General features: G+C 62.8%; 16 protein-coding genes. 11 read left to right on the top strand and 5 right to left on the bottom strand.

Going from position 1 to position 24,911, the window contains the following annotated elements; genetic code table 11:
- Window positions 1–187 precede the first annotated feature (187 nt).
- Genes zwf through NPS58_RS23750 form a run of 3 tightly spaced genes read left to right on the top strand, consistent with a single transcriptional unit; the run spans window position 188 to window position 3,049 of the window.
- Window positions 188–1,657, top strand: a complete 1,470-nt coding sequence (gene zwf / locus NPS58_RS23760; RefSeq protein ID WP_274117713.1) for a glucose-6-phosphate dehydrogenase — start codon at window positions 188–190, stop codon at window positions 1,655–1,657.
- The gene (gene pgl, locus NPS58_RS23755; RefSeq protein WP_274117712.1) at window positions 1,644–2,357 is read left to right on the top strand and encodes a 6-phosphogluconolactonase; all 714 of its coding nucleotides are present in this window, start codon (window positions 1,644–1,646) and stop codon (window positions 2,355–2,357) included. The genes zwf and pgl overlap by 14 nt, the downstream gene beginning before the upstream one ends.
- Window positions 2,358–2,374: 17 nt before the next feature.
- A complete protein-coding gene (locus tag NPS58_RS23750) occupies window positions 2,375–3,049 on the top strand; it encodes a bifunctional 4-hydroxy-2-oxoglutarate aldolase/2-dehydro-3-deoxy-phosphogluconate aldolase (protein WP_274117711.1) in 675 nt (224 codons plus the stop codon).
- A 143-nt stretch (window positions 3,050–3,192) separates the two neighbouring features.
- Here NPS58_RS23750 and leuA read toward each other — a convergent pair whose 3' ends face one another.
- From leuA to xseA, 3 genes are all read right to left on the bottom strand, one after another.
- Complete coding sequence (leuA, locus tag NPS58_RS23745) at window positions 3,193–4,866, bottom strand: 2-isopropylmalate synthase (RefSeq protein WP_274117710.1); 1,674 nt, start codon at window positions 4,864–4,866, stop codon at window positions 3,193–3,195.
- Window positions 4,867–5,177: 311 nt separating this feature from the next.
- Entirely contained in the window at window positions 5,178–6,002 is an 825-nt protein-coding gene (locus NPS58_RS23740) for a M23 family metallopeptidase (protein WP_274117709.1), read from the bottom strand.
- A gap of 3 nt (window positions 6,003–6,005) precedes the next feature.
- The gene (gene xseA / locus NPS58_RS23735) at window positions 6,006–7,385 is read right to left on the bottom strand and encodes an exodeoxyribonuclease VII large subunit (RefSeq protein WP_274117708.1); all 1,380 of its coding nucleotides are present in this window, start codon (window positions 7,383–7,385) and stop codon (window positions 6,006–6,008) included.
- A 237-nt stretch (window positions 7,386–7,622) separates the two neighbouring features.
- On the opposite strand from xseA, the gene NPS58_RS23730 reads away from it, so the two are divergent.
- From NPS58_RS23730 to tadA, 6 genes are all read left to right on the top strand, one after another.
- Window positions 7,623–8,405: a sulfite exporter TauE/SafE family protein gene (locus tag NPS58_RS23730; protein WP_274117707.1), complete on the top strand. Its 783-nt coding sequence runs from the start codon at window positions 7,623–7,625 to the stop codon at window positions 8,403–8,405.
- Window positions 8,406–8,423: 18 nt separating this feature from the next.
- On the top strand, window positions 8,424–8,981 hold the full coding sequence (locus NPS58_RS23725) for a sugar ABC transporter ATPase (RefSeq protein WP_274117706.1): 558 nt from the start codon (window positions 8,424–8,426) through the stop codon (window positions 8,979–8,981).
- An 85-nt stretch (window positions 8,982–9,066) separates the two neighbouring features.
- On the top strand, window positions 9,067–10,536 hold the full coding sequence (guaB, locus tag NPS58_RS23720; RefSeq protein WP_274117705.1) for an IMP dehydrogenase: 1,470 nt from the start codon (window positions 9,067–9,069) through the stop codon (window positions 10,534–10,536).
- A 126-nt stretch (window positions 10,537–10,662) separates the two neighbouring features.
- Entirely contained in the window at window positions 10,663–12,240 is a 1,578-nt protein-coding gene (guaA, locus tag NPS58_RS23715) for a glutamine-hydrolyzing GMP synthase (protein WP_274117704.1), read from the top strand.
- Window positions 12,241–12,438: 198 nt separating this feature from the next.
- Window positions 12,439–13,818 carry a multicopper oxidase family protein gene (locus NPS58_RS23710; RefSeq protein ID WP_274117703.1) on the top strand — a complete coding sequence of 460 codons (1,380 nt, stop codon included), beginning with the start codon at window positions 12,439–12,441 and terminating at the stop codon, window positions 13,816–13,818.
- Complete coding sequence (gene tadA / locus NPS58_RS23705; RefSeq protein ID WP_274117702.1) at window positions 13,818–14,294, top strand: tRNA adenosine(34) deaminase TadA; 477 nt, start codon at window positions 13,818–13,820, stop codon at window positions 14,292–14,294. The genes NPS58_RS23710 and tadA overlap by 1 nt, the downstream gene beginning before the upstream one ends.
- Window positions 14,295–14,355: 61 nt before the next feature.
- On the opposite strand, the gene mltF is transcribed toward tadA, so the two are convergent.
- Window positions 14,356–15,816 carry a membrane-bound lytic murein transglycosylase MltF gene (mltF, locus tag NPS58_RS23700; RefSeq protein ID WP_274118247.1) on the bottom strand — a complete coding sequence of 487 codons (1,461 nt, stop codon included), beginning with the start codon at window positions 15,814–15,816 and terminating at the stop codon, window positions 14,356–14,358.
- A gap of 245 nt (window positions 15,817–16,061) precedes the next feature.
- Between mltF and purL the strand changes: the two genes are divergently transcribed.
- Window positions 16,062–19,961, top strand: coding sequence for a phosphoribosylformylglycinamidine synthase (gene purL, locus NPS58_RS23695; RefSeq protein ID WP_274117701.1), 3,900 nt, complete (start codon window positions 16,062–16,064; stop codon window positions 19,959–19,961).
- A gap of 2 nt (window positions 19,962–19,963) precedes the next feature.
- Complete coding sequence (locus NPS58_RS23690) at window positions 19,964–20,275, top strand: YqfO family protein (protein ID WP_274117700.1); 312 nt, start codon at window positions 19,964–19,966, stop codon at window positions 20,273–20,275.
- A gap of 70 nt (window positions 20,276–20,345) precedes the next feature.
- Here NPS58_RS23690 and NPS58_RS23685 read toward each other — a convergent pair whose 3' ends face one another.
- Window positions 20,346–24,905 (bottom strand): hemagglutinin repeat-containing protein, encoded by a 4,560-nt coding sequence (locus NPS58_RS23685; protein ID WP_274117699.1) that lies wholly within the window; start codon window positions 24,903–24,905, stop codon window positions 20,346–20,348.
- Between the last annotated feature and the right edge of the window lie 6 nt (window positions 24,906–24,911).

Here is a 24,911-nt window from a genome sequence, read left to right as displayed (position 1 = left end):
CGATGAGGCAGCCGGCTGGCGACAGCAGCGGGCTTTTGACACGGTGGCCTATCGTACTGATGGCATTGAAGGCACACCACTTGAATCTGTCCGCTGGGTAAAATGTTGTGGTTTTTACTACATTACCCCTTGAAAACTAGGGTTGGAAACGGTATTTCTACGTCAACTTGATAAAAGAACATACATCATGGCTGCGATCAGCGTTGAACCTTGCACCTTTGCCCTGTTTGGCGCCCTGGGCGACCTGGCCTTGCGCAAGCTGTTTCCGGCGCTCTACCAACTGGACCGCGCCGACCTGCTGCACGCCGATACCCGCATTCTGGCCCTGGCCCGCGAGCCGGGCAGCATCCAGGAGCACCTGGCCTCGATCGAGACGCACCTGCAGGAGTTCGTGCCGGCCGGGCAGGTCGAGTTCCCGGTGCTGCAGCGTTTTCTGGCGCGTCTGAACTATGTGCATATGGATTTCCTCAAGCCCGAGGATTACCAGGCCCTGGCCGAGCAGATCGGCGCCGATAGCCAGCTGATCGCCTACTTCGCAACGCCTGCGGCAGTGTATGGCGGCATTTGTGAGAACCTCGACAAGGTGGGGCTCAGCGGCCGCACCCGTGTGGTGCTGGAAAAGCCCATTGGCCATGACCTGGAGTCGTCGCGCCGGGTCAACGATGCGGTCGCCCAGTACTTCCCCGAGAACCGCGTTTATCGCATCGACCACTACCTGGGCAAGGAAACGGTACAGAACCTGATCGCCCTGCGCTTTGCCAACAGCCTGTTCGAAACCCAGTGGAACCAGAACTCCATCTCCCACGTGGAAATTACCGTGGCCGAGAAGGTCGGTATCGAGGGGCGCTGGGGGTATTTCGACAAGGCCGGGCAGCTGCGCGACATGATCCAGAACCATCTGCTGCAGCTGTTGTGCCTGATCGCGATGGACCCACCCAGCGACCTGTCCGCCGACAGCATCCGCAACGAGAAGGTCAAGGTCCTCAAGGCCCTGGCACCGATCACCGGCGAAGGCTTGAGCACCCGGGTGGTGCGTGGCCAGTACATTGCCGGCTACAGCGAAGGCAAGTCGGTGCCCGGTTACCTGGAAGAAGACAACGCCAACGCGCAGAGCGACACCGAGACCTTCGTCGCCCTGCGTGCCGATATCCGCAACTGGCGCTGGGCCGGTGTGCCGTTCTACCTGCGTACCGGCAAGCGCATGCCGCAGAAGCTGTCGCAGATCGTCATTCACTTCAAGGAAACGCCGCACTACATCTTCGCGCCGGAACAGCGTTTGCAGATAGGAAACAAGCTGATCATCCGCCTGCAGCCGGACGAAGGTATTTCCTTGAGGGTGATGACCAAGGAGCAGGGCCTGGATAAAGGCATGCAACTGCGCAGCGGGCCCTTGCAATTGAATTTTTCCGACACCTGGCGCAGCGCACGGATCCCCGATGCCTATGAGCGCTTGTTGCTGGAAGTGATGCGTGGCAACCAGAACCTGTTTGTACGCAAGGATGAAATCGAATACGCGTGGAAGTGGTGCGATCAGCTGATCGCCGGCTGGAAAGCCGCTGGCGATGCGCCCAAGCCCTATGCCGCCGGCTCCTGGGGGCCGATGAGCTCGATTGCATTGATTACCCGTGACGGGAGGTCGTGGTATGGCGATATCTGAACTGAAGCTGCCGGCAAACGTGACGGCACATGAATTCAACGCGGCGCCAGCGCTGGCCGCCGGGCTTGCCAAGGATGTTGCCGAGCAGCTGCGTGCGGCCATTTCCCGCAAGGGCGAGGCCACACTGGTGGTGTCGGGCGGACGCAGCCCGGTGGCGTTCTTCGAAGCGCTGGGCAAGCAGCCGCTGGAGTGGTCCAGGGTGTTGATTACCCTGGCCGACGAACGCTGGGTACCGGTCGAGCATGTCGACAGCAATGCCGGCCTGCTCAAGCGCCACCTGTTGACAGGCAGCGTGGCCAAGGCCCGTTTCCTGAACCTTTACCGTAGCGCGCCCAGCCTCGAGGCGGCAGCGCTGGAAGCCGACCAGGCCCTGGCCGAGTTGCCGGGTATCGACGTGCTGGTGCTGGGCATGGGCGACGACGGTCATACCGCCTCGTTGTTCCCGGGCAGCCCCCTTCTGGCAGAAGGCCTGGACCCGCACGGCAACCGTCGTTGCCTGCCGATGCTGGCGCCGAGCGTGCCGCATCAACGCCTGAGTATGACCCGCTCGTTGCTTGCCCGTGCCGGCTTCATTGCGCTGTCCGTGCAAGGCCCGGGCAAACTCGCTACCCTGCGCGCCGCGCTGGGCGGCACAGACCTGGCCGAAATGCCGATACGTGCCTTTTTACAAGACCCTCTGGAAATTTACTGGTGCCCATGAGCCAAGGACCTGCCGTCATGACCACGCTTGAACTGAAACAGCCGGGAGATTCCATGGCCGACAAAATTGCCCGGATCGATCAGATCTGCACCCAGGCGCGCATCCTGCCGGTGATCACCATCGCCCGCGAGGCCGACATCCTGCCCTTGGCGGACGCCCTGGCTGCTGGTGGTATCAGGACCCTGGAAGTGACCCTGCGCTCGCAGCACGGTCTCAAGGCCATCCAGGTACTGCGCGAGCAGCGGCCGGAGCTGTGCGTGGGCGCCGGTACCGTGCTCGATCGCAAGATGTTTGCCGCGGTCGAAGCGGCGGGCGCGCAGTTCGTGGTCACCCCAGGCATCACCCAGGACATTCTGGAGGCGGGTGTGCAGAGCGAGCTGCCATTGTTGCCGGGGATCAGCACGCCCTCGGAACTGATGATGGGTTACGCCCTGGGTTATCGGCGCTTCAAGCTGTTTCCGGCGGAAATCAGCGGCGGTGTGGCGGCGATCAAGGCGTTCGCCGGCCCGTTCGGCGATGTGCGCTTCTGCCCGACCGGCGGGGTCAACCCGGGCAATGTGCGTAACTACATGGCGTTGGCCAATGTGATGTGCGTGGGCGGTACCTGGATGCTCGACAGTGGCTGGATCAAGAATGGCGACTGGGCAAGGATCGAAGCATGCAGCGCTGAGGCACTGGCGCTGCTCGATTGAACTGAATCGTTGTGTGCTACACGGCTTTACGGTGCGCTTGGTCGGCGCGCCGTTTTTTTTGGCCTGCAGAAATGATCGCGGGGCAAGCCCGCTCCTACAGCAATCTGTAGGAGTGGGCTTGCCCCGCGATGACGTTGCTAGGCTCAGGCAGCTTTCGCAGCCTGCTGGCTCAACGAACGGTTCAGGGCACTGAACAGCGCCTTGAAGCTGGCAGTGGTGATGTTTTCATCGATGCCCACGCCATGCACCGGACGACCGCCGGCCACGCGCAGTTCGATGTAGGCCGCAGCCTTGGCGTTGGTGCCCGCGCCGATGGCGTGCTCGTTGTAGTCCATGATTTCCACGGCGACCGGCAGGCCGGCTACCAGTGCTTCGAGGGCGCCATTGCCCTTGCCGCGCCAGTGCAGGGTGGTCTCGCCTTCGCTCGACACTTCCACTTCGACCTTGCTGTTGCCGTTCTCTTCCTGCAGGCGGTGGCTGACCAGGGCGTATGGCGCGTTGGCCTGCAAGTATTCGCGGTGCAGCAGGTTGTAGATCTGCTGGGCAGTCATCTCCAGGCCCAGGCGGTCGGTTTCACCCTGTACCACCTGGCTGAATTCGATCTGCATGCGACGTGGCAGGCTGATGCCGTATTCCTGTTCGAGCAGGTAGGTGATACCGCCTTTGCCCGACTGGCTGTTGACGCGGATCACCGCCTCGTAGCTGCGGCCGATGTCGGCCGGGTCGATCGGCAGGTACGGCACTTCCCACTTGGTGTGTTCTTTCTGCTGGGTGAAGCCCTTGCGGATAGCGTCCTGGTGCGAGCCGGAGAAAGCGGTGTGAACCAGGTCGCCGACGTACGGGTGACGCGGGTGCACTGGAATCTGGTTGCATTCCTCGACGACCTTGCGCACGCCGTCGATGTCGGAGAAGTCCAGCTCCGGGTCCACACCCTGGGTGTAGAGGTTCAGTGCCAGGGTGACCAGGTCGACGTTACCGGTACGTTCGCCGTTGCCGAAAAGGCAGCCTTCGACGCGGTCGGCACCGGCCATCAGGCCCAGTTCGGTGGCGGCGACGCCCGTGCCACGGTCGTTGTGGGTGTGCAGGCTGATGATCACGCTGTCACGGCGGCTGACGTTGCGGCCGAACCACTCGATCTGGTCGGCGTAGATGTTCGGCGTCGAGACTTCGACGGTGGCCGGCAGGTTGAGGATGATCTTGTGCTCAGGCGTCGGGTTCCACACCTCGATCACGGCATCGCAGACTTCCTTGGCGAACTCGAGCTCAGTGGCGCTGAAGGTTTCAGGCGAGTACTGGAAGGTCCACTGGGTTTCAGGCTGCTGGGCGGCGTATTTGACGAACAGTTTGGCCGCGTTCACCGCGATGTCCTTCACGCCTTGCTTGTCCTGGTTGAAGACAATGCGGCGGAACGACGGGCTGGTGGCGTTGTACAGGTGGACGATGGCCTTTTTGGCACCGCGCAGGGATTCGAAGGTGCGGGCGATGAGGTCTTCACGGGCCTGGGTCAACACCTGGATGGTGGTGTCGTCAGGGATGTGACCGTCTTCGATCAGGGTGCGCACGAAGTCGAAATCGGTCTGCGAGGCAGAAGGGAACGACGCTTCGATTTCTTTCACGCCGACGCTGACCAGGGTTTTCCAGAAACGCAGCTTCTTCACCGCATCCATCGGCTCGATCAGCGACTGGTTGCCGTCGCGCAGGTCGGAGCTGCACCAGATCGGCGCCTGGGTGATGGTCTTCGATGGCCAGGTACGGTCAGGCAAGTTGACGGTAGGGAAGGCGCTGTATTTTTTCGAAGGGTCTTTGAGCATGGTCATGAAAGCAATCCTTGAATGTGCGGCCTGGAAAGGGGCCCGCCGAATGAAATCGAGATGAAAGGGCGAGGCGACGCGATTCAGCTTGGTAGTCGTGCACTGACCAGGCAGAGGCTGCGATGTTGACGAAGCAGGATGAGGGTTTGAAAGGTCTTCATGGCTTCAACCCTAACCAGTGGGGTTGAAGTTGACAAGCCTTGAAAAAAAATTGAGAGAAATGCTTAAAAAGCAGAATTTATCGAGATTTTATGGCTGTTTTTAAATAAAAAGACCGCGCCAGTTGCGCGGTCTTTTTGAATGGCGCAAGCCAGTTGTCAGGGCTGGAAGGCGCCGATGAAAATGGCCGGGTCGACCCGCGCATCGTTGAGACTGACGTTCCAGTGCATGTGCGGGCCAGTAGCGCGTCCGGTGGAGCCGACCTTGCCGACCACGGCGCCGCGGCTGAGCAGCTGCCCCGGTTTCACATCGATCTTCGACATGTGGCAGAACATGCTGATAAAGCCCTGGCCATGGTCGACGAAGACGGTGTTGCCGTTGAAGAAGTAGTTGCCGACCAGGATCACCTTGCCATTGGCCGGGGTCTTGATCGGCGTACCGGCCGGCACGGCGAAATCCAGGCCGGCGTGAGGGTTGCGCTCTTCGCCATTGAAGAAGCGGCGCACGCCGAACTTGCTCGACAGCGGGCCGCTGACCGGCTTGTCGAGGATCAGGTTGCTCGGCAGGTTCGGGCTGAAGCTGCGATAGGCCTTGAGCTGCTCGGCAAGCTCGGCATCGATGCGCTTGAGGTCGGCTGGGTCGGGGTTGACCTGGCGCTTGTTCTTAAGGGTGATGCGTTGCTCGGGGTACTTCTTGCTGCCAACTGTAAAGTTCAAGGTCCTTGAACCCTGGGTGATCTGCGCTGGGCCGGGTTTTTGGGTCAGTGGCAGGCCGACGATGGCCAGCCAGTTGTCCTGTTCCTTGACCACCAGTACCGGCTTGCCGTCAAAGCGTGCGCTTGGTGCCTGGGCGGCCGGGCCCAGATTAACGACGGCGACGCCACCGGGCACGGGCTTGTTCAGTTGGCGGGTGATGTAGCTGGCCTGAACGGTGCCGGCGAACATCAGGCACAGCAGAAACAGCGGGGCAAACAGACGGGGCATGGTTCAATCCAGTAGAGAGAGCGTGACCGGGGTCAGGTGATTGTCTTCGACCCGCACCTGCAGTTCGCCTTCGCCCAGGCGGGCGGTCAGGCGTTGGCCGTTGCGGGTCTGCTCAGCGCTGCGAATGGCCTGGCCGCGCTCGTCGAGCAGGATGCTGTAGCCGCGCCCGAGGGTCGCCAGCGGGCTGACCACGTGCAGGGTCTGCACCTGGGCCTGCAGGCGCTGGCGGCGATCCTTGAGCGTTTCGCGCATGGCTCGTGGCAAGCGTTCGGCCAGGCTGTCGAGGCGTTGCTTGAGCAGTGCCAGGGTACGCCCCGGATGTTGTGCGGCCAGGCGCGTATCGAGACGGGCCAGACGTTCGCGACGCTGGTTCAGGCGTTGCTCGAACGCCCGGCGCAGGCGCATGTCCAGGTCGTCCAGGCGCTGGGCCTGTTGGCGCAGGCGTTCACCTGGATGACGCAGGCGTCGGGTGAGGCTGTCCAGGCGCAGGCGGTTATGGGTCAGCCGGCTCTGGATACGCAGCAGCAGGCGACGCTTGAGGCTGTCGATGCGCCGCTGCAGGTCGCTGCTGTCCGGGGCCAGCAATTCGGCGGCGGCCGAAGGCGTGGGGGCGCGAACATCGGCGACGAAGTCACTGATCGAAACGTCGGTTTCATGGCCCACCGCGCTGACGATGGGCGTGACGCAGGCGGCGATGGCCCGGGCCACGGCCTCTTCGTTGAAGCACCAGAGGTCTTCCAGCGAGCCGCCGCCACGGGCCAGGATCAGCGCGTCGAAGCCGCGGCTGTCGGCCAGCTGCAGGGCGCGGACGATCTGATTGATCGCCTCGCGGCCCTGGACCGCGGTGGGGATCAGGGTGAGCTCGACCTGTGGCGCGCGGCGGCGGAACACACTGATGATGTCGCGGATCACCGCGCCGGTAGGCGAGCTGACGATACCGATGCGCTGCGGGTGGGCGGGCAGGCCAACCTTATTCTCGGCACTGAACAGGCCCTCGGCGCCGAGCTTTTCCTTCAATGCCTCGAAGGCCAGGCGCAGCGCACCGTCACCGGCAGGCTCGACGGTATCGAGAATCAGCTGATAGTCGCCGCGGCCCTCGAACAGCGAAACCTTGCCGCGCACCTTGACCGCCAGACCGTCGCGCAGGGCCTGGCGCACCCGCGCTGCGTTCTGGCGGAACAGCGCACAGCGCACCTGGGCGCCGCTGTCCTTGAGAGTGAAATAGACGTGACCGGAGGCCGGGCGGGCGAGGTTGGAGATCTCGCCTTCGACCCAGACATTGCGGAACACGTCCTCGAGCAGCACCCGGGCGCGGCCGTTGAGTTGGCTGACGGTGAGGACTTCGCGGTCCAGACCGAGTCTTTCGAAGGGGTCTTTGATCATGGGCGGCATCATAATGTGTAGGAGCGGGCTTGTCCCGCGATGCGAGGTGACCAGGAAGGTGATTGCGGGGCAAGCCAGCTCCCACCGAGCTAACTAATCAAGACAGTTGCTCCTGCCCGCCAGGTTGAGGTCATCTGAGCTATGCCGTTTCAAGATGTCTAGTGAAGATATTGCAGTAGTCGGCATGGCTTGTCGGTGGCTAAAGTGGCTCGGAATTGATCAAGGACTGAACTCTCCATGCTTTCCACCTTTGTTCTGGAGCTGCCATTTACCGCATTCGACTGGGTATTCATCACCCTGGGGATCGGCGTGGCGTACATCGTTTTCGGCATTGCCGGTTTCGGCACTGCATTGGTCGCGGGCCCTGTGCTGATCCACTTCATGCCCCTGTCGCGCATCATTCCACTGCTGGTGTTGCTGGATTTCGTTGCGGCCTTCGGTAACTGGCTGCCTTCCCGCAAGGCTGTGGTGCGCGCTGAACTGTTGCGCCTGCTGCCCTGCATGGCCGTGGGCTGCAGCCTGGGCGTGCTGTTCCTGCTCCGGCTCAAGTCCGAGTGGCTGCTGTTGTCGATGGGGGTGTTCGTCTGTGCTTATGCGTTGTACAGCCTGGCGGTACGGGCCAGGCCCAGGCGACTGTCGGCAGGCTGGTCGGTGCCGGCCGGTGTGGTAGGAGGGCTGTTCGGGGCCTTGTTCGGGAGTGGCGGTTTTCTCTATGCGCTTTATCTCAATGCCCGCGTGGCATCGGTCGAGCAGGCCCGGGCGACGCAAAGCGCTTTGATCAGTTGCAGCACCGTGGTTCGCCTGGGCTTGTTCCTGTTGGCGGGTGTGTACGCCGATGGCACCTTGTTGCTGCTGGCCTTGTTGCTGGTGCCGATGATGGCGGCAGGCCTGTGGCTGTCACGGCGCCTGACCCTGAACATGTCCCGCGAAACCTTTGTGCGCCTGGTGACCTGGCTGGTGCTGTGCAGCGGCATTGCCCTGATCGGTCGCTACTTGAGTGAGGTAAACTGGCGGCTTTGAGCATGTTTGGCTGCCGTCATGATTACCCAGAGCATCATTGTCCCGAAGATCTCCACTGTCCCTGTGCATGAGCCCCGCGCCCGGGCCATCCTGCGCTGGCTGGTGCGCGAGAAGGTCATCGAGGAGCAGTTGAGCACCTGTGGCAGTACCGGCAACCGCATGGCGTATGCGATTGCCGAAGGTGCGCGCAAAGTGGTCGAGCGTCCGGAGCTGCTGCCCTTCGGTCAGCCGGTCAATGGCCTTGAAGTCATCACCAAGCGCTGCATCTATACCCCGCTTGACGGCTTTCTCGAAGAAGCCGGCTGCGCCGAATGCCGCAAGGAAGTGGGCGTGGCGCTGTTCGAAAGCCTGGAAGAGTGGATGCCGGGGCAGACCGACAATTTCATTTGCCCGTTGTGCGGCCATGAAGACGACATCAACGGCTTTCTGTTCCTGCAGCCCTGCGCGTTTTCCAATTTGGGTTTCATCTTCAACAACTGGAGCGAAGCGGGTTTCAAGCAAGCGTTTCTCGATGACTTCGCCGACTGGCTGGACCAGCCGGTGGCCGTGGTGCAGGTAGTGCGCGCAGGCAACTGACCGAAGGGCCATCTTTACATTGAGCGAAGGGCTCTGGATGAGTATAATGGCGCGCTTCCATTTTTCCCGCCCGGGAGCCCCCGCGATGCTGCGTATCAGCCAAGAAGCCCTGACCTTCGACGACATTCTCCTAGTGCCTGGTTATTCAGAGGTGCTACCCAATGAAGTCAGTCTCAAGACCCGTTTGACCCGTGGCATCGAGCTGAACATTCCGTTGGTTTCCGCCGCCATGGACACCGTGACCGAAGCCCGTCTGGCCATCGCCATGGCCCAGGAAGGCGGCATCGGCATCATCCACAAGAACATGACCATCGAGCAGCAAGCTGCCGAAGTGCGCAAGGTCAAGAAGTTCGAAGCCGGTGTGGTCAAGGACCCTATCACCATCGAGGCCGACGCCACGGTACGTGACCTGTTCGAACTGACCCGCCTGAACAACATCTCCGGCGTTCCGGTGCTGCACAACGGTGACCTGGTCGGTATCGTCACCTCCCGCGACGTACGTTTCGAAAGCCGCCTGGACGCCAGCGTCCGTGAAGTGATGACGCCAAAAGAGCGCCTGGTCACTGTCAAGGAAGGCGCCGACAAGAACGAAGCGCGCGAGCTGCTGCACAAGCACCGCATCGAACGCGTCCTGATCGTCGACGACAAATTCGCCCTCAAGGGCATGATGACCGTCAACGATATCGAGAAGGCCAAAGCCTACCCGCTGGCCAGCAAGGACGACCAGGGTCGCCTGCGCGTCGGCGCTGCCGTCGGTACCGGCAAAGACACCGCTGATCGCGTTTCGGCCCTGGTTGCCGCCGGTGTGGACGTGGTGGTGGTCGATACTGCCCACGGTCACTCCAAGGGCGTTATCGACCGCGTTCGCTGGGTCAAGGAAAACTTCCCGCAGGTCCAGGTCATCGGCGGCAACATCGCCACTGGCGCCGCTGCCAAGGCCCTGGCTGAAGCCGGCGCCGATGCCGTCAAGGTCGGTATCGGCCCAGGCTCGATCTGCACCACCCGCATCGTCGCCGGTGTCGGCGTTCCGCAGATCAGCGCCATCGCCAATGTTGCCGCTGCACTGGAAGGCACTGGAATCCCATTGATCGCCGACGGTGGCATTCGCTTCTCCGGTGACCTGTCCAAGGCCATCGTTGCCGGTGCCTCGGCTGTGATGATGGGCTCGATGTTCGCCGGTACCGAAGAAGCACCGGGCGAGATCGAACTGTTCCAGGGCCGTTCGTACAAGGCTTACCGCGGCATGGGCTCGCTGGGTGCAATGTCCCAGGCCCAGGGCTCTTCGGACCGCTACTTCCAGGACTCCTCGGCCGGTGCCGAGAAGCTGGTTCCGGAAGGTATCGAAGGTCGTGTGCCGTACAAGGGCACCCTGACCGCGATCATTCACCAACTGATGGGTGGCCTGCGTTCCTCGATGGGTTACACCGGCAGCGCCAACATCGAAGAGATGCGTACCAAGCCTGAGTTCGTGCGCATCACCGGTGCCGGTATGGCCGAATCCCATGTACATGACGTACAGATCACCAAAGAAGCGCCAAACTACCGGGTGGGCTAACACCTCCTGTCGCACGTTTCGAGCTTCCCGCTACAAGCGGTAGTTGCGCTGCAGCAGCTACCGCGTTTTCCCCGATCAACTTGCAGCTTGCGGCTTGAGGCTTGCAGCTGCATCAGAGATTGAGTCATGGCCCTCGATATTCACGCTCACCGAATCCTGATCCTCGACTTCGGTTCCCAATACACCCAGCTGATTGCCCGCCGCGTGCGCGAGATCGGCGTGTACTGCGAACTGCACCCGTTCGACATGGACGACGAAGCGATTCGCGAATTCGCTCCGCGCGGCATCATTCTGGCCGGCGGCCCCGAGTCCGTGCATGAAGCCGATAGCCCGCGCGCCCCGCAGGCCGTCTGGGACCTGGGCGTACCGGTGTTCGGCATCTGCTACGGCATGCAGACCATGGCCGAGCAACTGGGCGGCAAGGTCGAAGGCTCCGAGCTGCGCGAATTCGGCTATGCCCGCGTTGACGTAGTCGGCAAGAGCCGTCTGCTGGACGGCATCGAAGACCACGTCGATGCCGACGGCGTCCTCGGCCTGGACGTCTGGATGAGCCACGGTGACAAGGTCACCATCATCCCTGAAGACTTCCACATCCTGGCCAGCACCCCAAGCTGCCCGATCGCCGGCATGGCCGACGACAAGCGTGGCTACTACGGCGTGCAGTTCCACCCGGAAGTGACCCACACCAAGCAGGGCGGTCGCATCCTCTCGCGCTTCATCCTCGACATCTGCGGCTGCGAAGCCCTGTGGACCCCGTCGCACATCGCTGACGACGCCATCGCCCAGATCCGCGCCCAGGTTGGCAGCGACAACGTACTGCTCGGCTTGTCCGGCGGCGTTGACTCCTCGGTGGTTGCAGCCCTGCTGCACAAGGCCATCGGCGACCAGCTGACCTGCGTCTTCGTCGACAACGGCCTGCTGCGCCTGCACGAAGGCGAGCAAGTGATGGCCATGTTCGCCGAGAACATGGGCGTCAAGGTGATTCGCGCCAACGCCGAAGACCAGTTCCTGAACAACCTGGCCGGCGAAGCCGACCCAGAGAAGAAGCGCAAGATCATCGGTCGCACCTTCATCGACGTGTTCGATGCCGAGTCGAGCAAGCTGCACAACATCAAGTACCTGGCCCAGGGCACCATCTACCCGGACGTGATCGAGTCGGCTGGCGCCAAGAGCGGCAAGGCGCACGTGATCAAGTCGCACCACAATGTGGGCGGCCTGCCGGAAGAGATGAACCTCAAGCTGGTCGAGCCACTGCGCGAGCTGTTCAAGGACGAGGTTCGTCGCCTTGGCCTGGAGCTGGGCCTGCCGTACGACATGGTCTACCGTCACCCTTTCCCTGGCCCGGGCCTGGGTGTGCGCATCCTCGGTGAAGTGAAGAAGGAATACGCCGACCTGCTGCGTCGCGCCGACCACATCTTCATCGAAGAACTGCGCAAGGCCGACTGGTATCACAAAGTCAGCCAGGCGTTCGTGGTGTTCCAGCCGGTGAAATCGGTGGGCGTCGTCGGTGACGGCCGTCGTTACGCCTGGGTCGTGGCCCTGCGTGCAGTAGAAACCATCGACTTCATGACCGCACGTTGGGCGCACCTGCCTTACGAGCTGCTGGAAACCGTCAGCGGCCGGATCATCAACGAGATCGAAGGCATCTCCCGCGTCACCTACGACGTGTCGAGCAAGCCGCCAGCGACCATCGAGTGGGAATGATCCCGCTGGCAGGTTGAGAAACGCCATGTTCCTTCGGGGCATGGCGTTTTTTTTGGGTTGCAGTTCCACTGCTGCAGCCAGCCCCCTGCGGCAACTCTTCACTTAATCTTTCTCAATTGCAGGTGTATCGTATTCGCCCTTCATCGCCGGTCCACACGCGCCGGCATGTTGTTCCTGGCATTACGAGGTACCTGCTGCATGTCTTTTACCCGGCGACAAATTCTTGGTGGCCTGACCGGCCTGGTGGCGATCGGCCTGGGCGCTGGAGGCGCGGCTCGCTACTGGCTGGGGCGCCCGGATCCGAATGCCGGGCACGACTACGAGTTGATCGCTGCGCCCCTGGATGTGGAATTGGTGTCGGGCTTCAAGACCGAGGCCTGGGCCTTTGGCCCATCGGCGCCAGGTACCGAGTTGCGGGTGCGCCAGGGCGAATGGCTGCGGGTTCGGTTCATCAACCACCTGCCGGTGCCGACCACCATTCACTGGCACGGTATCCGCCTGCCGCTGGAGATGGACGGGGTGCCGTACGTCTCGCAACTGCCGGTGCTGCCGGGCGAGTACTTCGATTACAAGTTCCGCGTGCCCGACGCCGGCAGCTTTTGGTACCACCCCCATGTGAACAGTTCCGAGGAGCTGGGCCGTGGGCTGGTAGGGCCGCTGATCGTCGAGGAGCGCGAGCCGACCGGCTTCAAGCACGAGCGCACCCTGAGCCTGAAAAACTGGCATGTGGACGAGCAGGGCGCCTACCTGCCGTTCAGTATTCCACGCGAGGCGGCGCGCGGCGGCACGGCCGGGCGGTTGATCACCATCAACGGCCAGGCCAACGCCGTGGTCGATATGCCAGCCGGGCAGATCGTGCGGGTTCGCCTGCTCAATCTGGACAACACCCTGACCTATCGCATCAACCTCAAGGGCAACTTCGAGGCGAAGGTGTATGCGCTCGATGGCAATCCTGTCACCCCGCGTCCGCTGGGCAAGGCGTACTGGCTGGGCCCTGGCATGCGTATCTGCCTGGCAATCAAGATGCCACCGGCCGGTGAGGAAATCTCCCTGCGCGACGGATCGGTACGCCTGGGCACCCTGCGTTCGGTGCCCAGCAACGAGGCGCCGGGTACCTGGCCAGCGGCACTGCCGGCCAATCCGATTGCCGAGCCGGACCTGGCCAATGCCGAGAAGATCAATTTTAATTTCGAGTGGGTCGGATCGGTGTCGGTGAATACCGACAACGGCGCACCACCGAGCCTCTGGCAGATCAATGGCAAGGCCTGGGACATCACCGACAAGACCTGCGCCGACCGGCCGATTGCCACCTTGCAGAAGGGCAAGAGCTACATCTTCGAACTGAAGAACATGACCCAGTACCAGCACCCGATACATCTGCATGGCATGAGTTTCAAGGTGATCGGCTCCAATCGGCACAAAATTGACGAGCCGTGGTTCACCGACACCTATCTGCTTGGCAAGAACGAGCGCGCCCAAGTGGCGCTGGTGGCGGATAACCCGGGTACCTGGATGTTCCATTGCCACGTGATCGATCACATGGAAACCGGCCTGATGGCCGCGATCGAGGTGGTGTGATGCGTCAGCCGCTCATTATTGATCGCAGCCGCGATCAGGAATTCATGCGCCAGGCCCTCGACCTGGCAGCCCAAGGTGCCGCCATGGGCGAAGTGCCGGTGGGGGCGGTGCTGGTGCAGCATGGCCAGGTCATTGGCCGCGGCTTCAACTGCCCGATCAGTGGCAGCGATCCCAGTGCCCATGCCGAGATGGTCGCTATCCGGGCGGCGGCCCTGGCCGCGAGCAACTATCGGCTGCCGGGCAGCACCCTCTACGTCACCCTGGAGCCCTGCAGCATGTGCGCCGGGCTGATCGTGCACTCGCGCATCACCCGGGTGGTGTACGGCGCCCTGGAGCCCAAGGCGGGCGTGGTGCAGAGCCAGGGACAGTTCTTCACCCAGGGGTTTCTCAATCATCGGGTGGTGTTCGAGGGCGGGGTGTTGGCGCAGGAGTGTGGGGCGATATTGTCGGCGTTCTTCAAGGCGCGTCGGGGGTAGGGCCAGCGAGGGAGCTGGGACGCTATCGCAGGGCAAGCCCGCTCCTGCAGTACGGTCGTTTCTATAGTGGTGGGGAGGGCTCGGGCGGCTTGGTCTTGTCGACGCCTGGCATATGCAGGCTGCCCTCGGCCACCTGGCTGCCTTCGAGCTGCGGCTGGGTCACCCAGGTGAGGATGTCGTAGTAACGACGGATGTTGGCCACGAAGTGCACGGGTTCGCCGCCGCGGGCGTAGCCGTAGCGGGTCTTGCTGTACCACTGCTTCTGCGACAGGCGTGGCAGCATTTTCTTCACGTCCAGCCACTTGTTAGGGTTCAGGCCTTCGCGCTGGGCCAGCTTGCGGGCATCGTCCAGGTGGCCGCCGCCCACGTTATAGGCCGCCAGCGCGAACCAGGTGCGGTCCGGTTCCTTGATCTTGTCGTCGAGCAGGGATTTGACGTACACGAAGTACTTGGCTCCGCCGCGGATGCTCTGCACCGGGTCCAGGCGGTTGGACACGCCCATGGCCTGGGCGGTGCGCTGGGTCAGCATCATCAGGCCGCGGACGCCGGTCTTGGAAGTGACTTCAGCCTGCCACATCGATTCCTGGTAGCCGATCGCCGCCAGCAGGCGCCAGTCGACCTGTTCTTTCTTGGCGTATTCCTTGAAATGCTTCTCGTAGCGGGGCAGGCGCTGCTGCAAGTGCTGGGCGAAGGTGTAGGCGCCTACATAGCCGAGCACATCGACATGGCCGTAATAGCGGTCTTTCAGGCGCTGCAGGGTGCCATTCTTCTGCACCTTGTCGAGAAACTCGTTGATCTCGTTGAGTAGGCTGTTGTCCTCGCCGGCCGCCACGGCCCAGCGCTGGTCGCGGGAGTCACCCAGGTCGAAGGCCACCCGCACCTTTGGGAAGTACACCTGGTTCATGGCCAGCTCATTGGAGTCGACCAGGGTCAGGTCGATCTGGCCTTCATCGACCATGCGCAGCAGGTCGACCACCTCGACGGCATCGGACTCTTCGTATTCCAGGGCGGGGTACTGCTTCTTGAGCTCCGCCAGTTGTTCGGCGTGGGTACTGCCCTTGAGCACCATGATCTTCTTGCCGATCAGGTCCTTGGCGTCGGTTGGACGCGAGCGACCGTTGCGGTAGATGATCTGTGGGGTCACTTCCAGGTAGGGATGGGAAAAGCGTACCTGGGACTTGCGCTGTTCGCTGCTGACCAGTCCGGCGGCTGCCAGGACCGGGCCTGACGGTTTGCCGAGCTGGTCGAACAGCTCGTCGAGGTTGTCGGCGGTCTCTATCTTCAGCTCCACCCCCAGGTCATCGGCAAAGCGCTTGACCAGCTCGTATTCGAAGCCGGTTTCGCCGTTGCGGTCCTGGAAGTAGGTCGCGGGGCTGTTGCGGGTGATCACGCGCAGCACGCCGTCCTCCTTGACGCGCTCCAGGGTGCTGGGTTTTTCAACGCAGGCACCGAGCATCAGGAAGAGTCCGGTTGCGATGAGCCATCTGGCGCAGCGCTGGCGTAAAGCGGTATGGGCGAACATAGGTTGCAGTATACGCAAAGGACCGGCCCCGCCATATCTCGACAACCGATAGCTTGTCTGCTAGCGGTCTTTGCACCGAGGGTGGCGGGTTTGCCGCGAACCTGCGGTTTTTTGACCCCCAAGTCCGGTTTGTTCCGCCGACACGCGGCCGCGTCAGAATGCTGTGTTTCGGGTGCCGGAACCCTCGGATTTAGGCTAGAATGCACGGCCTCTAAGCACACCCCCTTCCTGAGGCTGTCCCGACGATGTTGATCCTGCGCGGCGCTCCTGCCCTTTCTGCCTTTCGCCACGGTAAATTACTCGAGCAATTGAGCCAGAAAGTCCCCGCTGTTAGTGGTTTGTATGCTGAATTCGCTCATTTCGCCGAAGTAGACGGCGATCTGACCGCCGACCAACAGCACGTGCTTGCGCGTCTGCTCAAGTACGGTCCGAGCGTACCGGTACAGGAGCCGACCGGGCGCCTGTTCCTGGTCATGCCTCGATTCGGCACCATCTCGCCCTGGTCGAGCAAGGCCAGCGACATCGCCCACAACTGCGGTCTGGAGAACGTCCGGCGCCTGGAGCGCGGTATCGCGTTCTATGTCAATGGCTCACTGAGCGACGCCGACGCTGCCATCGTCGCCGACGTGCTGCACGACCGTATGACCCAGGTCGTACTCACCCGGCTTGAAGAGGCCGCCGGCCTGTTCAGCCACGCCCAGCCCAAGCCGATGACCTCCGTGGACATCCTCGGCGGTGGCCGCGCCGCGCTGGCCCAGGCCAACGTCGATCTGGGCCTGGCCCTGGCCGAAGACGAGATCGACTACCTGGTCGACGCCTTCCAGGGCCTCAAGCGCAACCCCAATGACATCGAACTGATGATGTTCGCCCAGGCCAACTCCGAGCATTGCCGTCACAAGATCTTCAACGCCAGTTGGGATATCGACGGCGAAAGCCAGGAAAAAAGCCTGTTCGGCATGATCAAGAACACCTATCAGATGCACAACGAAGGTGTATTGTCTGCTTACAAGGACAATGCCTCGGTCATCGTGGGCAACGTCGCCGGCCGCTTCTTCCCGAATCCTGAAACCCGCCAGTACGGCGCGGTACAGGAGCCGGTGCACATCCTGATGAAGGTCGAGACCCACAACCACCCGACCGCCATTTCGCCGTTCTCCGGTGCTTCCACCGGTTCCGGTGGCGAGATCCGCGATGAAGGTGCGACCGGTCGCGGCGCCAAGCCAAAAGCCGGCCTGACCGGCTTCACCGTTTCCAACCTGCAGATCCCGGGCTTCGAACAGCCCTGGGAGAAGGCCTACGGCAAGCCAGATCGCATTGTCAACGCCCTGGACATCATGATTGACGGCCCGCTCGGTGGCGCGGCCTTCAACAACGAGTTCGGCCGTCCGGCGCTGACGGGCTACTTCCGTACCTTCGAGCAGTCGATCAACACCCCCCATGGCGAAGAAGTGCGCGGCTACCACAAGCCGATCATGCTGGCCGGCGGCATGGGCAACATCCGCGAAGACCACGTCCAGAAGGGCGAGATCACTGTCGGCGCCAAGCTGATTGTCCTCGGTGGCCCGGCCATGCTGATCGGCCTGGGTGGTGGCGCGGCATCGTCGGTCGACACCGGCGCCAGCTCCGCTGACCTCGACTTCGCCTCGGTGCAGCGCGAGAACCCTGAAATGGAACGCCGCTGCCAGGAGGTCATCGACCGTTGCTGGCAGCTGGGCGACAGCAACCCGATCGCCTTCATCCACGACGTCGGCGCGGGCGGCATCTCCAACGCCTTCCCCGAACTGGTCAACGACGGTGGCCGCGGTGGCCGCTTCGAACTGCGCAACGTGCCCAACGACGAGCCGGGCATGGCCCCGCACGAAATCTGGAGCAACGAGTCCCAGGAGCGCTACGTGCTGGCGGTCGACGCGGCCGACTTCGAGCGCTTCAAGGCCATTTGCGAGCGCGAGCGTTGCCCGTTCGCGGTCGTTGGCGAAGCCACTGCCGAGCCGCACCTGACCGTCACCGACAGCCACTTCGGCAACAGCCCTGTGGACATGCCGCTGGATGTGCTGCTGGGCAAGCCGCCACGCATGCACCGTTCGGTCACCCGCGAATCGGAGCTGGGCGACGATTTCGATCCAAGCACCCTGGAACTGCAAGACTCCGTCGAGCGCGTCCTGCGTCACCCGGCCGTGGCCAGCAAGAGCTTCCTGATCACCATCGGCGACCGCACCATTACCGGCCTGGTTGCCCGCGACCAGATGGTAGGGCCGTGGCAGGTTCCCGTGGCCGACGTTGCCGTCACCGCCACCAGCTTCGACGTCTACACCGGTGAAGCCATGGCCATGGGCGAGCGCACGCCGCTGGCCCTGCTGGACGCACCGGCCTCGGGTCGCATGGCCATCGGCGAGACGCTGACCAACATGGCTGCCTCGCGCATCGAGAAGCTGTCCGACATCAAGCTGTCGGCCAACTGGATGTCGGCTGCCGGTCACCCGGGTGAAGACGCGCGCCTGTATGACACCGTCAAGGCCGTGGGCATGGAACTGTGCCCTGAACTGGGCCTGACCATTCCGGTGGGCAAGGACTCCATGTCCATGAAGACCCGCTGGAGCGAAGAGGGTGCGGAAAAAGCCGTTACCTCGCCGCTGTCGCTGATCGTCACCGGTTTCGCACCGGTCACCGATATCCGCAAGACCCTGACCCCTGAACTGCGCATGGACAAGGGCGAAACCGATCTGATCCTGATCGACCTCGGCCGCGGCAAGAACCGCATGGGCGCCTCGATCCTGGCCCAGACCCACGCCAAACTCGGCAGCCAGGCCCCGGACGTCGACGATGCCGAAGACCTCAAGGCCTTCTTCGCCGTGATCCAGGGCCTGAACGCCGACGGTCACCTGCTGGCCTATCACGACCGCTCCGACGGCGGCCTGATGACCACGGTGCTGGAAATGGCCTTCGCCGGTCATTGCGGCCTGGAGCTGGAACTCGACACCCTGACCAGCAAGCGTGAAAAAATATCGGCCATCCTCTTCAACGAAGAGCTGGGTGCAGTGATCCAGGTGCGCCAGGATGCTACCCCGGACGTGCTGGCACAGTTCAGCGCCGCCGGCCTTGGCGAAGACTGCGTCGCGGTGATCGGCCAGCCGATCAACAACGGCGAAGTCCTGATCAAGCTGGCCGGTGACGAGTTGTTCAAGGGCGACCGTCGCTTGCTGCAGCGCCAGTGGGCTGAAACCAGCTACAAGATCCAGCGCCTGCGCGACAACGCCGAATGCGCCGACCAGGAATTCGACGTCCTGCTCGAAGAAGACAACCCGGGCCTGTCGGTCAAGCTTGGCTTCGACGTCAACGACAATATCGCGGCGCCGTACATCAAGAAGGGCATCCGTCCCCAGGTGGCGGTGCTGCGTGAGCAGGGCGTCAACGGCCAGGTCGAGATGGCCGCTGCCTTCGACCGCGCTGGCTTCAACGCCATCGACGTGCACATGAGCGATATCCTCGCAGGTCGCGTCGACCTCAACGAGTTCAAGGGCCTGGTTGCCTGCGGTGGCTTCTCGTACGGTGACGTACTGGGCGCCGGTGAGGGCTGGGCCAAGTCGGCCCTGTTCAACAGCCGTGCCCGTGACGCCTTCCAGGGCTTCTTCGAGCGTACCGACAGCTTCGCCCTGGGTGTGTGCAACGGTTGCCAGATGATGTCCAACCTGCATGAGCTGATCCCGGGCAGCGAGATGTGGCCGCACTTCGTGCGTAACCGCTCCGAGCAGTTCGAAGCCCGTGTGGCCATGGTCGAAGTGCAGAAGTCGAACTCGATCTTCCTGCAGGGCATGGCTGGTTCGCGCATGCCGATCGCCATCGCCCACGGTGAAGGCCATGCCGAGTTCGCCAGCGAAGAAGCCCTGCTGCAGGCCGATCTGTCCGGTACCGTGGCCCTGCGTTTCGTCGACAACCATGGCAAGGTCACCGAGACCTACCCGGCCAACCCGAACGGCTCGCCGCGCGGGATCACCGGTCTTACCAGCCGCGACGGTCGCGTCACCATCATGATGCCGCACCCTGAGCGGGTCTTCCGTGCCGTGCAGAACTCGTGGCGTCCGGATGACTGGAACGAAGACGCGGCGTGGATGCGCATGTTCCGCAACGCGCGGGTCTGGGTGAACTAAGGGTGTACAAGCTCGCTTTCTTCGTCCCGCCCAGCCATGTGGAGGCCGTCAAGACGGCGGTGTTCGCCGCAGGCGGCGGACGCATCGGCGACTACGACTGCTGCGCCTGGCAGGTGTTGGGCCAGGGCCAGTTTCGTCCGTTGGACGGCAGCCAGCCGTTCATCGGGCAAACCGGTGTCGTCGAGCAGGTCGAAGAATGGCGGGTGGAGCTGGTGGTAGCCGATGCATGGATTGCCTCGGTGGTCGCCGCGCTCAAACAGAGCCACCCTTACCAAACCCCGGCCTATGAGGTCTGGCAGCTCGCAGACTTTTGATGCCACTAAAAAAGCCGCGACCGGTGTTGAATCGGCCGCGGCTTTTTTGTGCCTGTACGGCAGGCGTGGATTAGTGGCGGTTGCCAGGCTGATGGATACTCGATGCCACGGTGGTGGTCCGGTCGTGGCCACTGGTGCGAACCAGCCCCAGGTCTACCGGCGTTTCGCCGGAGGTACTGCTGTTACCGGGTTTGTAGGCGTCGATCAGTCCGGTGATCAGGTCCACCGGTGCCTTGGAGGCATTGATGCCCACCTCGCGGCGGTAGTCACGGCCGTTCAGGGTCTGCTGGGTGACCGGGCCTGAACCCAGTTCAACCTTGCCTTTGGCGGTCTGCAGTCGGGCACCGGACAACTCGGTGGCGCCGGCGACATCCAGGTGGATGCCGTCGCGGCCACTGAGTGTGCTCTGGCTGGCCACCGATTCGCTTTGGGCGTGCTCAAGCTTGAAGTTGAAGGTCGGAGACAGGTTCGGATCGACTTTTTGTACCGCTGGCCCGACGGCTTTCTCGGCTTTGCTACCCAGCGGACCGGCAACGGATTTGGCGGCATTGATATAGCCCTGGGGGTTCTTCTCCTTGCTCAATCGTGCGTCGGCTTCCACTTTCAAGGCGTTGATACGGTCTTGACGGCTGGCGACGCGCAAGTTGCCGCCAATCTCGCCGTCGATTTTCCCGGCATCGATGCGCACGCCTTCAAGACGCGTATCGAGCAGGCTGTTGAGGGCGAGGTGTTGGGCGCGCCACTGGCTGTTCTGGTGGGTGAGGTTGTCGCGTTGGTCAATGTTCACCTGAACGCGGCCATACAGCCCTCGTTTGGCGTCTTCTGGCGTAGCGCCTGGCGTGCTGTTGATGCCTGCACCTGCGGTCAGCTCCAGGTTGTCGCGATGTTCGCTGCTGCTGGCTGCTTCGATCAATAGGCCGCCATTGGTGGCATTGACGGCCACTTTGTCTGCCGAGACGTTCAGGCCCTGCAGATGCACGGCATCGTCCTGAAGGCCGGCACTGCGGATGCTCACCTTGTCGGATGCGAACCACTGTGCCCCGGTAGCGGTGCTGCTGGTCTCGTCAATGCGCCCGGAGCCGAAATGCCCGCCCAGGCCGCCGCCCTTGCCGTCGGCGGATGTCTTGCCCGCCAGCTCAAGGCCGCCTCCCAGGCTGCTGCCCTGGGCGCGGCGGGTGTCGGTGGCAGCCTTGACCTGCACCGGTCCGTCTGCTTCCAGGGTGACGTTGGCGACCTTGTTGCCGGTGCTGCCGATACCGGTGCCGACCAATTCCAGCGTACCGCCCGACTTGAGCAGGACATCCCCCTTGGCATCGATCTGTGCGACCCGGGCCTGGGTGTCGACGCGTTCGCTTTTTTTCTGATCCAGGTAGCCGCGAAATTCCAGCCCCGTGCCAGCGGGACTGTTGCCGCCCTTGGCCCAGGCATCGCCTTTGAGTTCGTTCGATTGCTGGCGCTGTTGATCCTGGGCCTGGGTCAAGCGCAAGTCGCCTGCGGCCTCTATCCGTAGCGAGCCGTCACCGGCGTTGAGGCGGGTGCCTTCATAGGCCCCGTCGCTGCCGAGTTGAACCTGAATCCCGGTTTGCCCGTACAGGCTGCCCGCCCGTGCCGTTTGCGTGTGCTCGTCGGTTTGCAGGCGCCCACCCTTTCCGGCCAGGCGCAGGTTGAGGTCGCTGCCGGTGCTGGTTTCAACCCGAACGCCAGTGTCGACGTCCAGGCGGTCAAGGCTGTGACTGGTGCTGTCCTGGGCCGCGGCGAGGTGGTGGGACTGCGCCTCGATGACCAACGCCCCGGTATCTGCCCGGTACTGGGTGCCGGTGTCGTCGAGGGTCCTGGCCTTGATGTTGACGCTGCCGCCAGTCAGCTGGCTGACCTGGGCGGTGCTGGTGCTGTTGATCTCTTTGCGGTTCAGGTGCTTGACACCAAGGTCTGCCCCCACCGTCGGCGGGGCCAGGGAATCCTCGACCGACGCCTGCTGGAAGCGGCTTGCCTCTTCGCCGGTGACCATTCTTTCAATCGGACGGCTTATGTCACGGTAGACAAGGCTTGCACCCAGGTTGGCTTCCCAGTTGTTGTCGGCGAGCGTAGTGCGCTTGATATCGGCCTGCGCGCGGTTCTCGATGGTGTCGGCGGTGATGGTCAGGCCCTGTCCGGCTTTGATCGTGGCCGCCTCGGTAACCAGGTGGCCGGTATCGATCTTCAGGTTGTTGCTGGAGGTCAGGCTGCTGCCCTGGGCCTGGCTGCCGTGGTCATTCCGCACCTGTTGCTTGCGGTACCCCTCGAAAGCGCTGCCCAACGCGTCGATGCCACCGCTGACCTTCAGCCCGCCACCGCTGTGCGTGGTAGTGGTGACCACCGATTGTTCGTTTTGAGCAGCGACCAGGTTCAAATTCTTGGCATTGACCTCAACGTCGCCGGCATTGGCCGCGGCATGGGAGCCCTTGACGGTAACGTCGTTTTCGCTGATCAGTTGTACCTGGCCGCCGTTGAGTTCGCTGGCGAGCTGTTTTTTGTCGGATGTTCGCGTGTCGACCGTGTTGACGTTGTAGCCCACCGAGGCGCTGTACTGGTGGGAGTCAGGTTTTCCATCGCCGGCGTTTTGGGTCTGGCCGGCGCTGGCGGTGAAGCCTCTGTCTTGTTGCTTGGATGTCGAGGTGTGCAGCTGTTCGGCGGTGCCGATGGTGATGTCCTTTTGCGCCTTGAGCTGCAGTTGCTTGGCAGCCTCGAGTTTTGAGCCGATCACGCGAATTTCGTCGGCACTGGCCAGGCGCAGGTCGCTGTCGGAGGACAGGTCGCTTTTCAGCACATCCTTGCGTTGCTCCTGGTGCTCGCGGGTGTGGCCGATCAGCCCCAACAGCTTGCTGTCGTTTTCGCGACGGCTGAGGCTCGACTCACTCTGGGCCGCTTCGATCGACAGCTGGCCCTTTTCGCTGATCACCAGGGCGTCGCCCTTGCTCTTGACCTTCGAACCTCTGATCTGCACCTCATCTGCCACCACGTTCAGCGTGCCACCTGACTGGATAGCACTGCCGCTGGCCTTGTGGCCTTCGCCCACGGACTTGCTGTTTTTACCGAAGAAGGCGCCGGACACCAGGTCACCGCTGTAGCCCTTGGCATCCTGGGAGTGCTTGAGGGCGACTTCGGCCACTTCCAGGCTGCTGGCCTTGAGCGCGATGTCGCCGGGGCTGGTGACCTGGCTGCCGAGTATGCGTGTGGCACCACCGGACTCCAGGGATACCTGCGCGCCGGACAAGGTGCTGGATTTGGCGCGTTCCTCATAGACGCTGCTGTCCGTGTCACCGCGCCATAGGTGTTTGCGATGGCGGATTTTTTCATCGACCTGGGTGCTGTCGATGCCGGCTGCGACGGTCAGCTTGTCACCGGCCTTGACCTTGAGTTCACCACCGGCGTCCACCGTTGCGGCGACCAGGTTCATGTCCTGGCCTGCTTCCAGGGTGATGCCCTGGCTTGCGTGCAGGCTGGAGCCGGTCTGCGTGCGGTCGGTGCGGGTGGTGTCGCGGTTGTAGGTTTCGGTGGTGACGAACAACCATTTTTTTTCGCGCTTTTCGCTGTCGTGTTTCAGGCTCTCCCGGGTCTGGGCATCGAGGTTCAGGTTCTTGCCTGCCTTGGCCTGGATCCGTTGGGCCTCGACCTGAACTGCGCTCAGGCCCAGGTCCTGCGCCGAGGCCAAGTTCACGGCACCTTGATCGGCGCTCAATTGGCTGGGCTGCTTGGCACTGCCACTGACCTGCAAGGCGCCTGCCGAGTGGATGTCGATACCTTCATGCCCGACCATCTGCCGCGAGCCCACGTGTACGCCGGCGCCTTCGGCCGTGCTGACGATACGGATGCGACCGGCCTGCATGGCGCCGAACAGACTGGCATCGATGCTGCCCTCTGGGGATGCCAGGTGTTCGAGGGTCACATGGTCGCTGTTGCGAATCAGGTTGCGTCCGGTCGTCAGGTTCAACGCGTCGCGTGCGTTGAGCGGGCCAGTGGTCTCGATGCGCGGGGCGATCAGGTCGAGCGCGCCAGCAAGGTTGCTCTGGCCGCCATCGAGTACCTGCAGGCTGCCAGTGGAGTTGCGGGTGTCCAGCAGTTTGATGCCTTGCCCGTCAGTTTCGACGTTGCCGACCAGGAAGCCCGCCCGGGTGGTGTTGATGAAGCTGCCACCGTTGAGGGTGATGCCGTTGGGGTTGGCCAGGATGTAGTCGGCCGGTCGCCCGAAAATCTCCTGGGGGCCTTCGATGCGCGAGGTGTTGCGGCTGATCACTTCGGTGAGGATGGTCGAGGCGGCCTGGCCCTGGAACTGCGGGTTGGCTGCCAGGGCGCCGGCCAGTTGCGACCGTCCGGCCTCGGTGGCGTTGTTCAGGACTACCCCGGGTTTGTTGACGTTGTAGTCCAGGAACTGATTGTGCGACAGGCCGCCGGCATTGGGTGCAACGATGGCGATGACCGGCACGCCGTGGGCGTTACTGATCACCGGTACGCCGCCGGCGCCGGCGATGGGCTGCAGGCCGGTATCGGCCAGGCCCACGCAAGGGGCAAGCAGACTCAGGGCAATCATCCAGCGCAGATGATTGGGGGTTAGCCAGCTGGAGGCTGAGGGGGTGGGGAGTGTGTACATCATGGTCTT

This window comes from Pseudomonas putida (assembly GCF_028682455.1).
Lineage (GTDB): Bacteria > Pseudomonadota > Gammaproteobacteria > Pseudomonadales > Pseudomonadaceae > Aquipseudomonas > Aquipseudomonas putida_AA.
Note: the sequence above shows the minus strand (reverse complement) of the source record. Positions and strands in the feature narration are given on the sequence as shown.

Excerpts from the sequence above, each read along its gene's own strand:
- NPS58_RS23725 (WP_274117706.1), top strand. The coding sequence starts at position 8,424 with ATGATTACCCAGAGCATCATTGTCCCGAAGATCTCCACTGTCCCTGTG.
- tadA (WP_274117702.1), top strand. The coding sequence starts at position 13,818 with ATGCGTCAGCCGCTCATTATTGATCGCAGCCGCGATCAGGAATTCATG.
- NPS58_RS23710 (WP_274117703.1), top strand. The coding sequence starts at position 12,439 with ATGTCTTTTACCCGGCGACAAATTCTTGGTGGCCTGACCGGCCTGGTG.
- NPS58_RS23685 (WP_274117699.1), bottom strand. The coding sequence starts at position 24,905 with ATGATGTACACACTCCCCACCCCCTCAGCCTCCAGCTGGCTAACCCCC.
- xseA (WP_274117708.1), bottom strand. The coding sequence starts at position 7,385 with ATGATCAAAGACCCCTTCGAAAGACTCGGTCTGGACCGCGAAGTCCTC.
- NPS58_RS23730 (WP_274117707.1), top strand. The coding sequence starts at position 7,623 with ATGCTTTCCACCTTTGTTCTGGAGCTGCCATTTACCGCATTCGACTGG.
- zwf (WP_274117713.1), top strand. The coding sequence starts at position 188 with ATGGCTGCGATCAGCGTTGAACCTTGCACCTTTGCCCTGTTTGGCGCC.
- purL (WP_274117701.1), top strand. The coding sequence starts at position 16,062 with ATGTTGATCCTGCGCGGCGCTCCTGCCCTTTCTGCCTTTCGCCACGGT.
- leuA (WP_274117710.1), bottom strand. The coding sequence starts at position 4,866 with ATGACCATGCTCAAAGACCCTTCGAAAAAATACAGCGCCTTCCCTACC.
- guaA (WP_274117704.1), top strand. The coding sequence starts at position 10,663 with ATGGCCCTCGATATTCACGCTCACCGAATCCTGATCCTCGACTTCGGT.
- NPS58_RS23740 (WP_274117709.1), bottom strand. The coding sequence starts at position 6,002 with ATGCCCCGTCTGTTTGCCCCGCTGTTTCTGCTGTGCCTGATGTTCGCC.
- pgl (WP_274117712.1), top strand. The coding sequence starts at position 1,644 with ATGGCGATATCTGAACTGAAGCTGCCGGCAAACGTGACGGCACATGAA.
- mltF (WP_274118247.1), bottom strand. The coding sequence starts at position 15,816 with ATGTTCGCCCATACCGCTTTACGCCAGCGCTGCGCCAGATGGCTCATC.
- guaB (WP_274117705.1), top strand. The coding sequence starts at position 9,067 with ATGCTGCGTATCAGCCAAGAAGCCCTGACCTTCGACGACATTCTCCTA.
- NPS58_RS23750 (WP_274117711.1), top strand. The coding sequence starts at position 2,375 with ATGACCACGCTTGAACTGAAACAGCCGGGAGATTCCATGGCCGACAAA.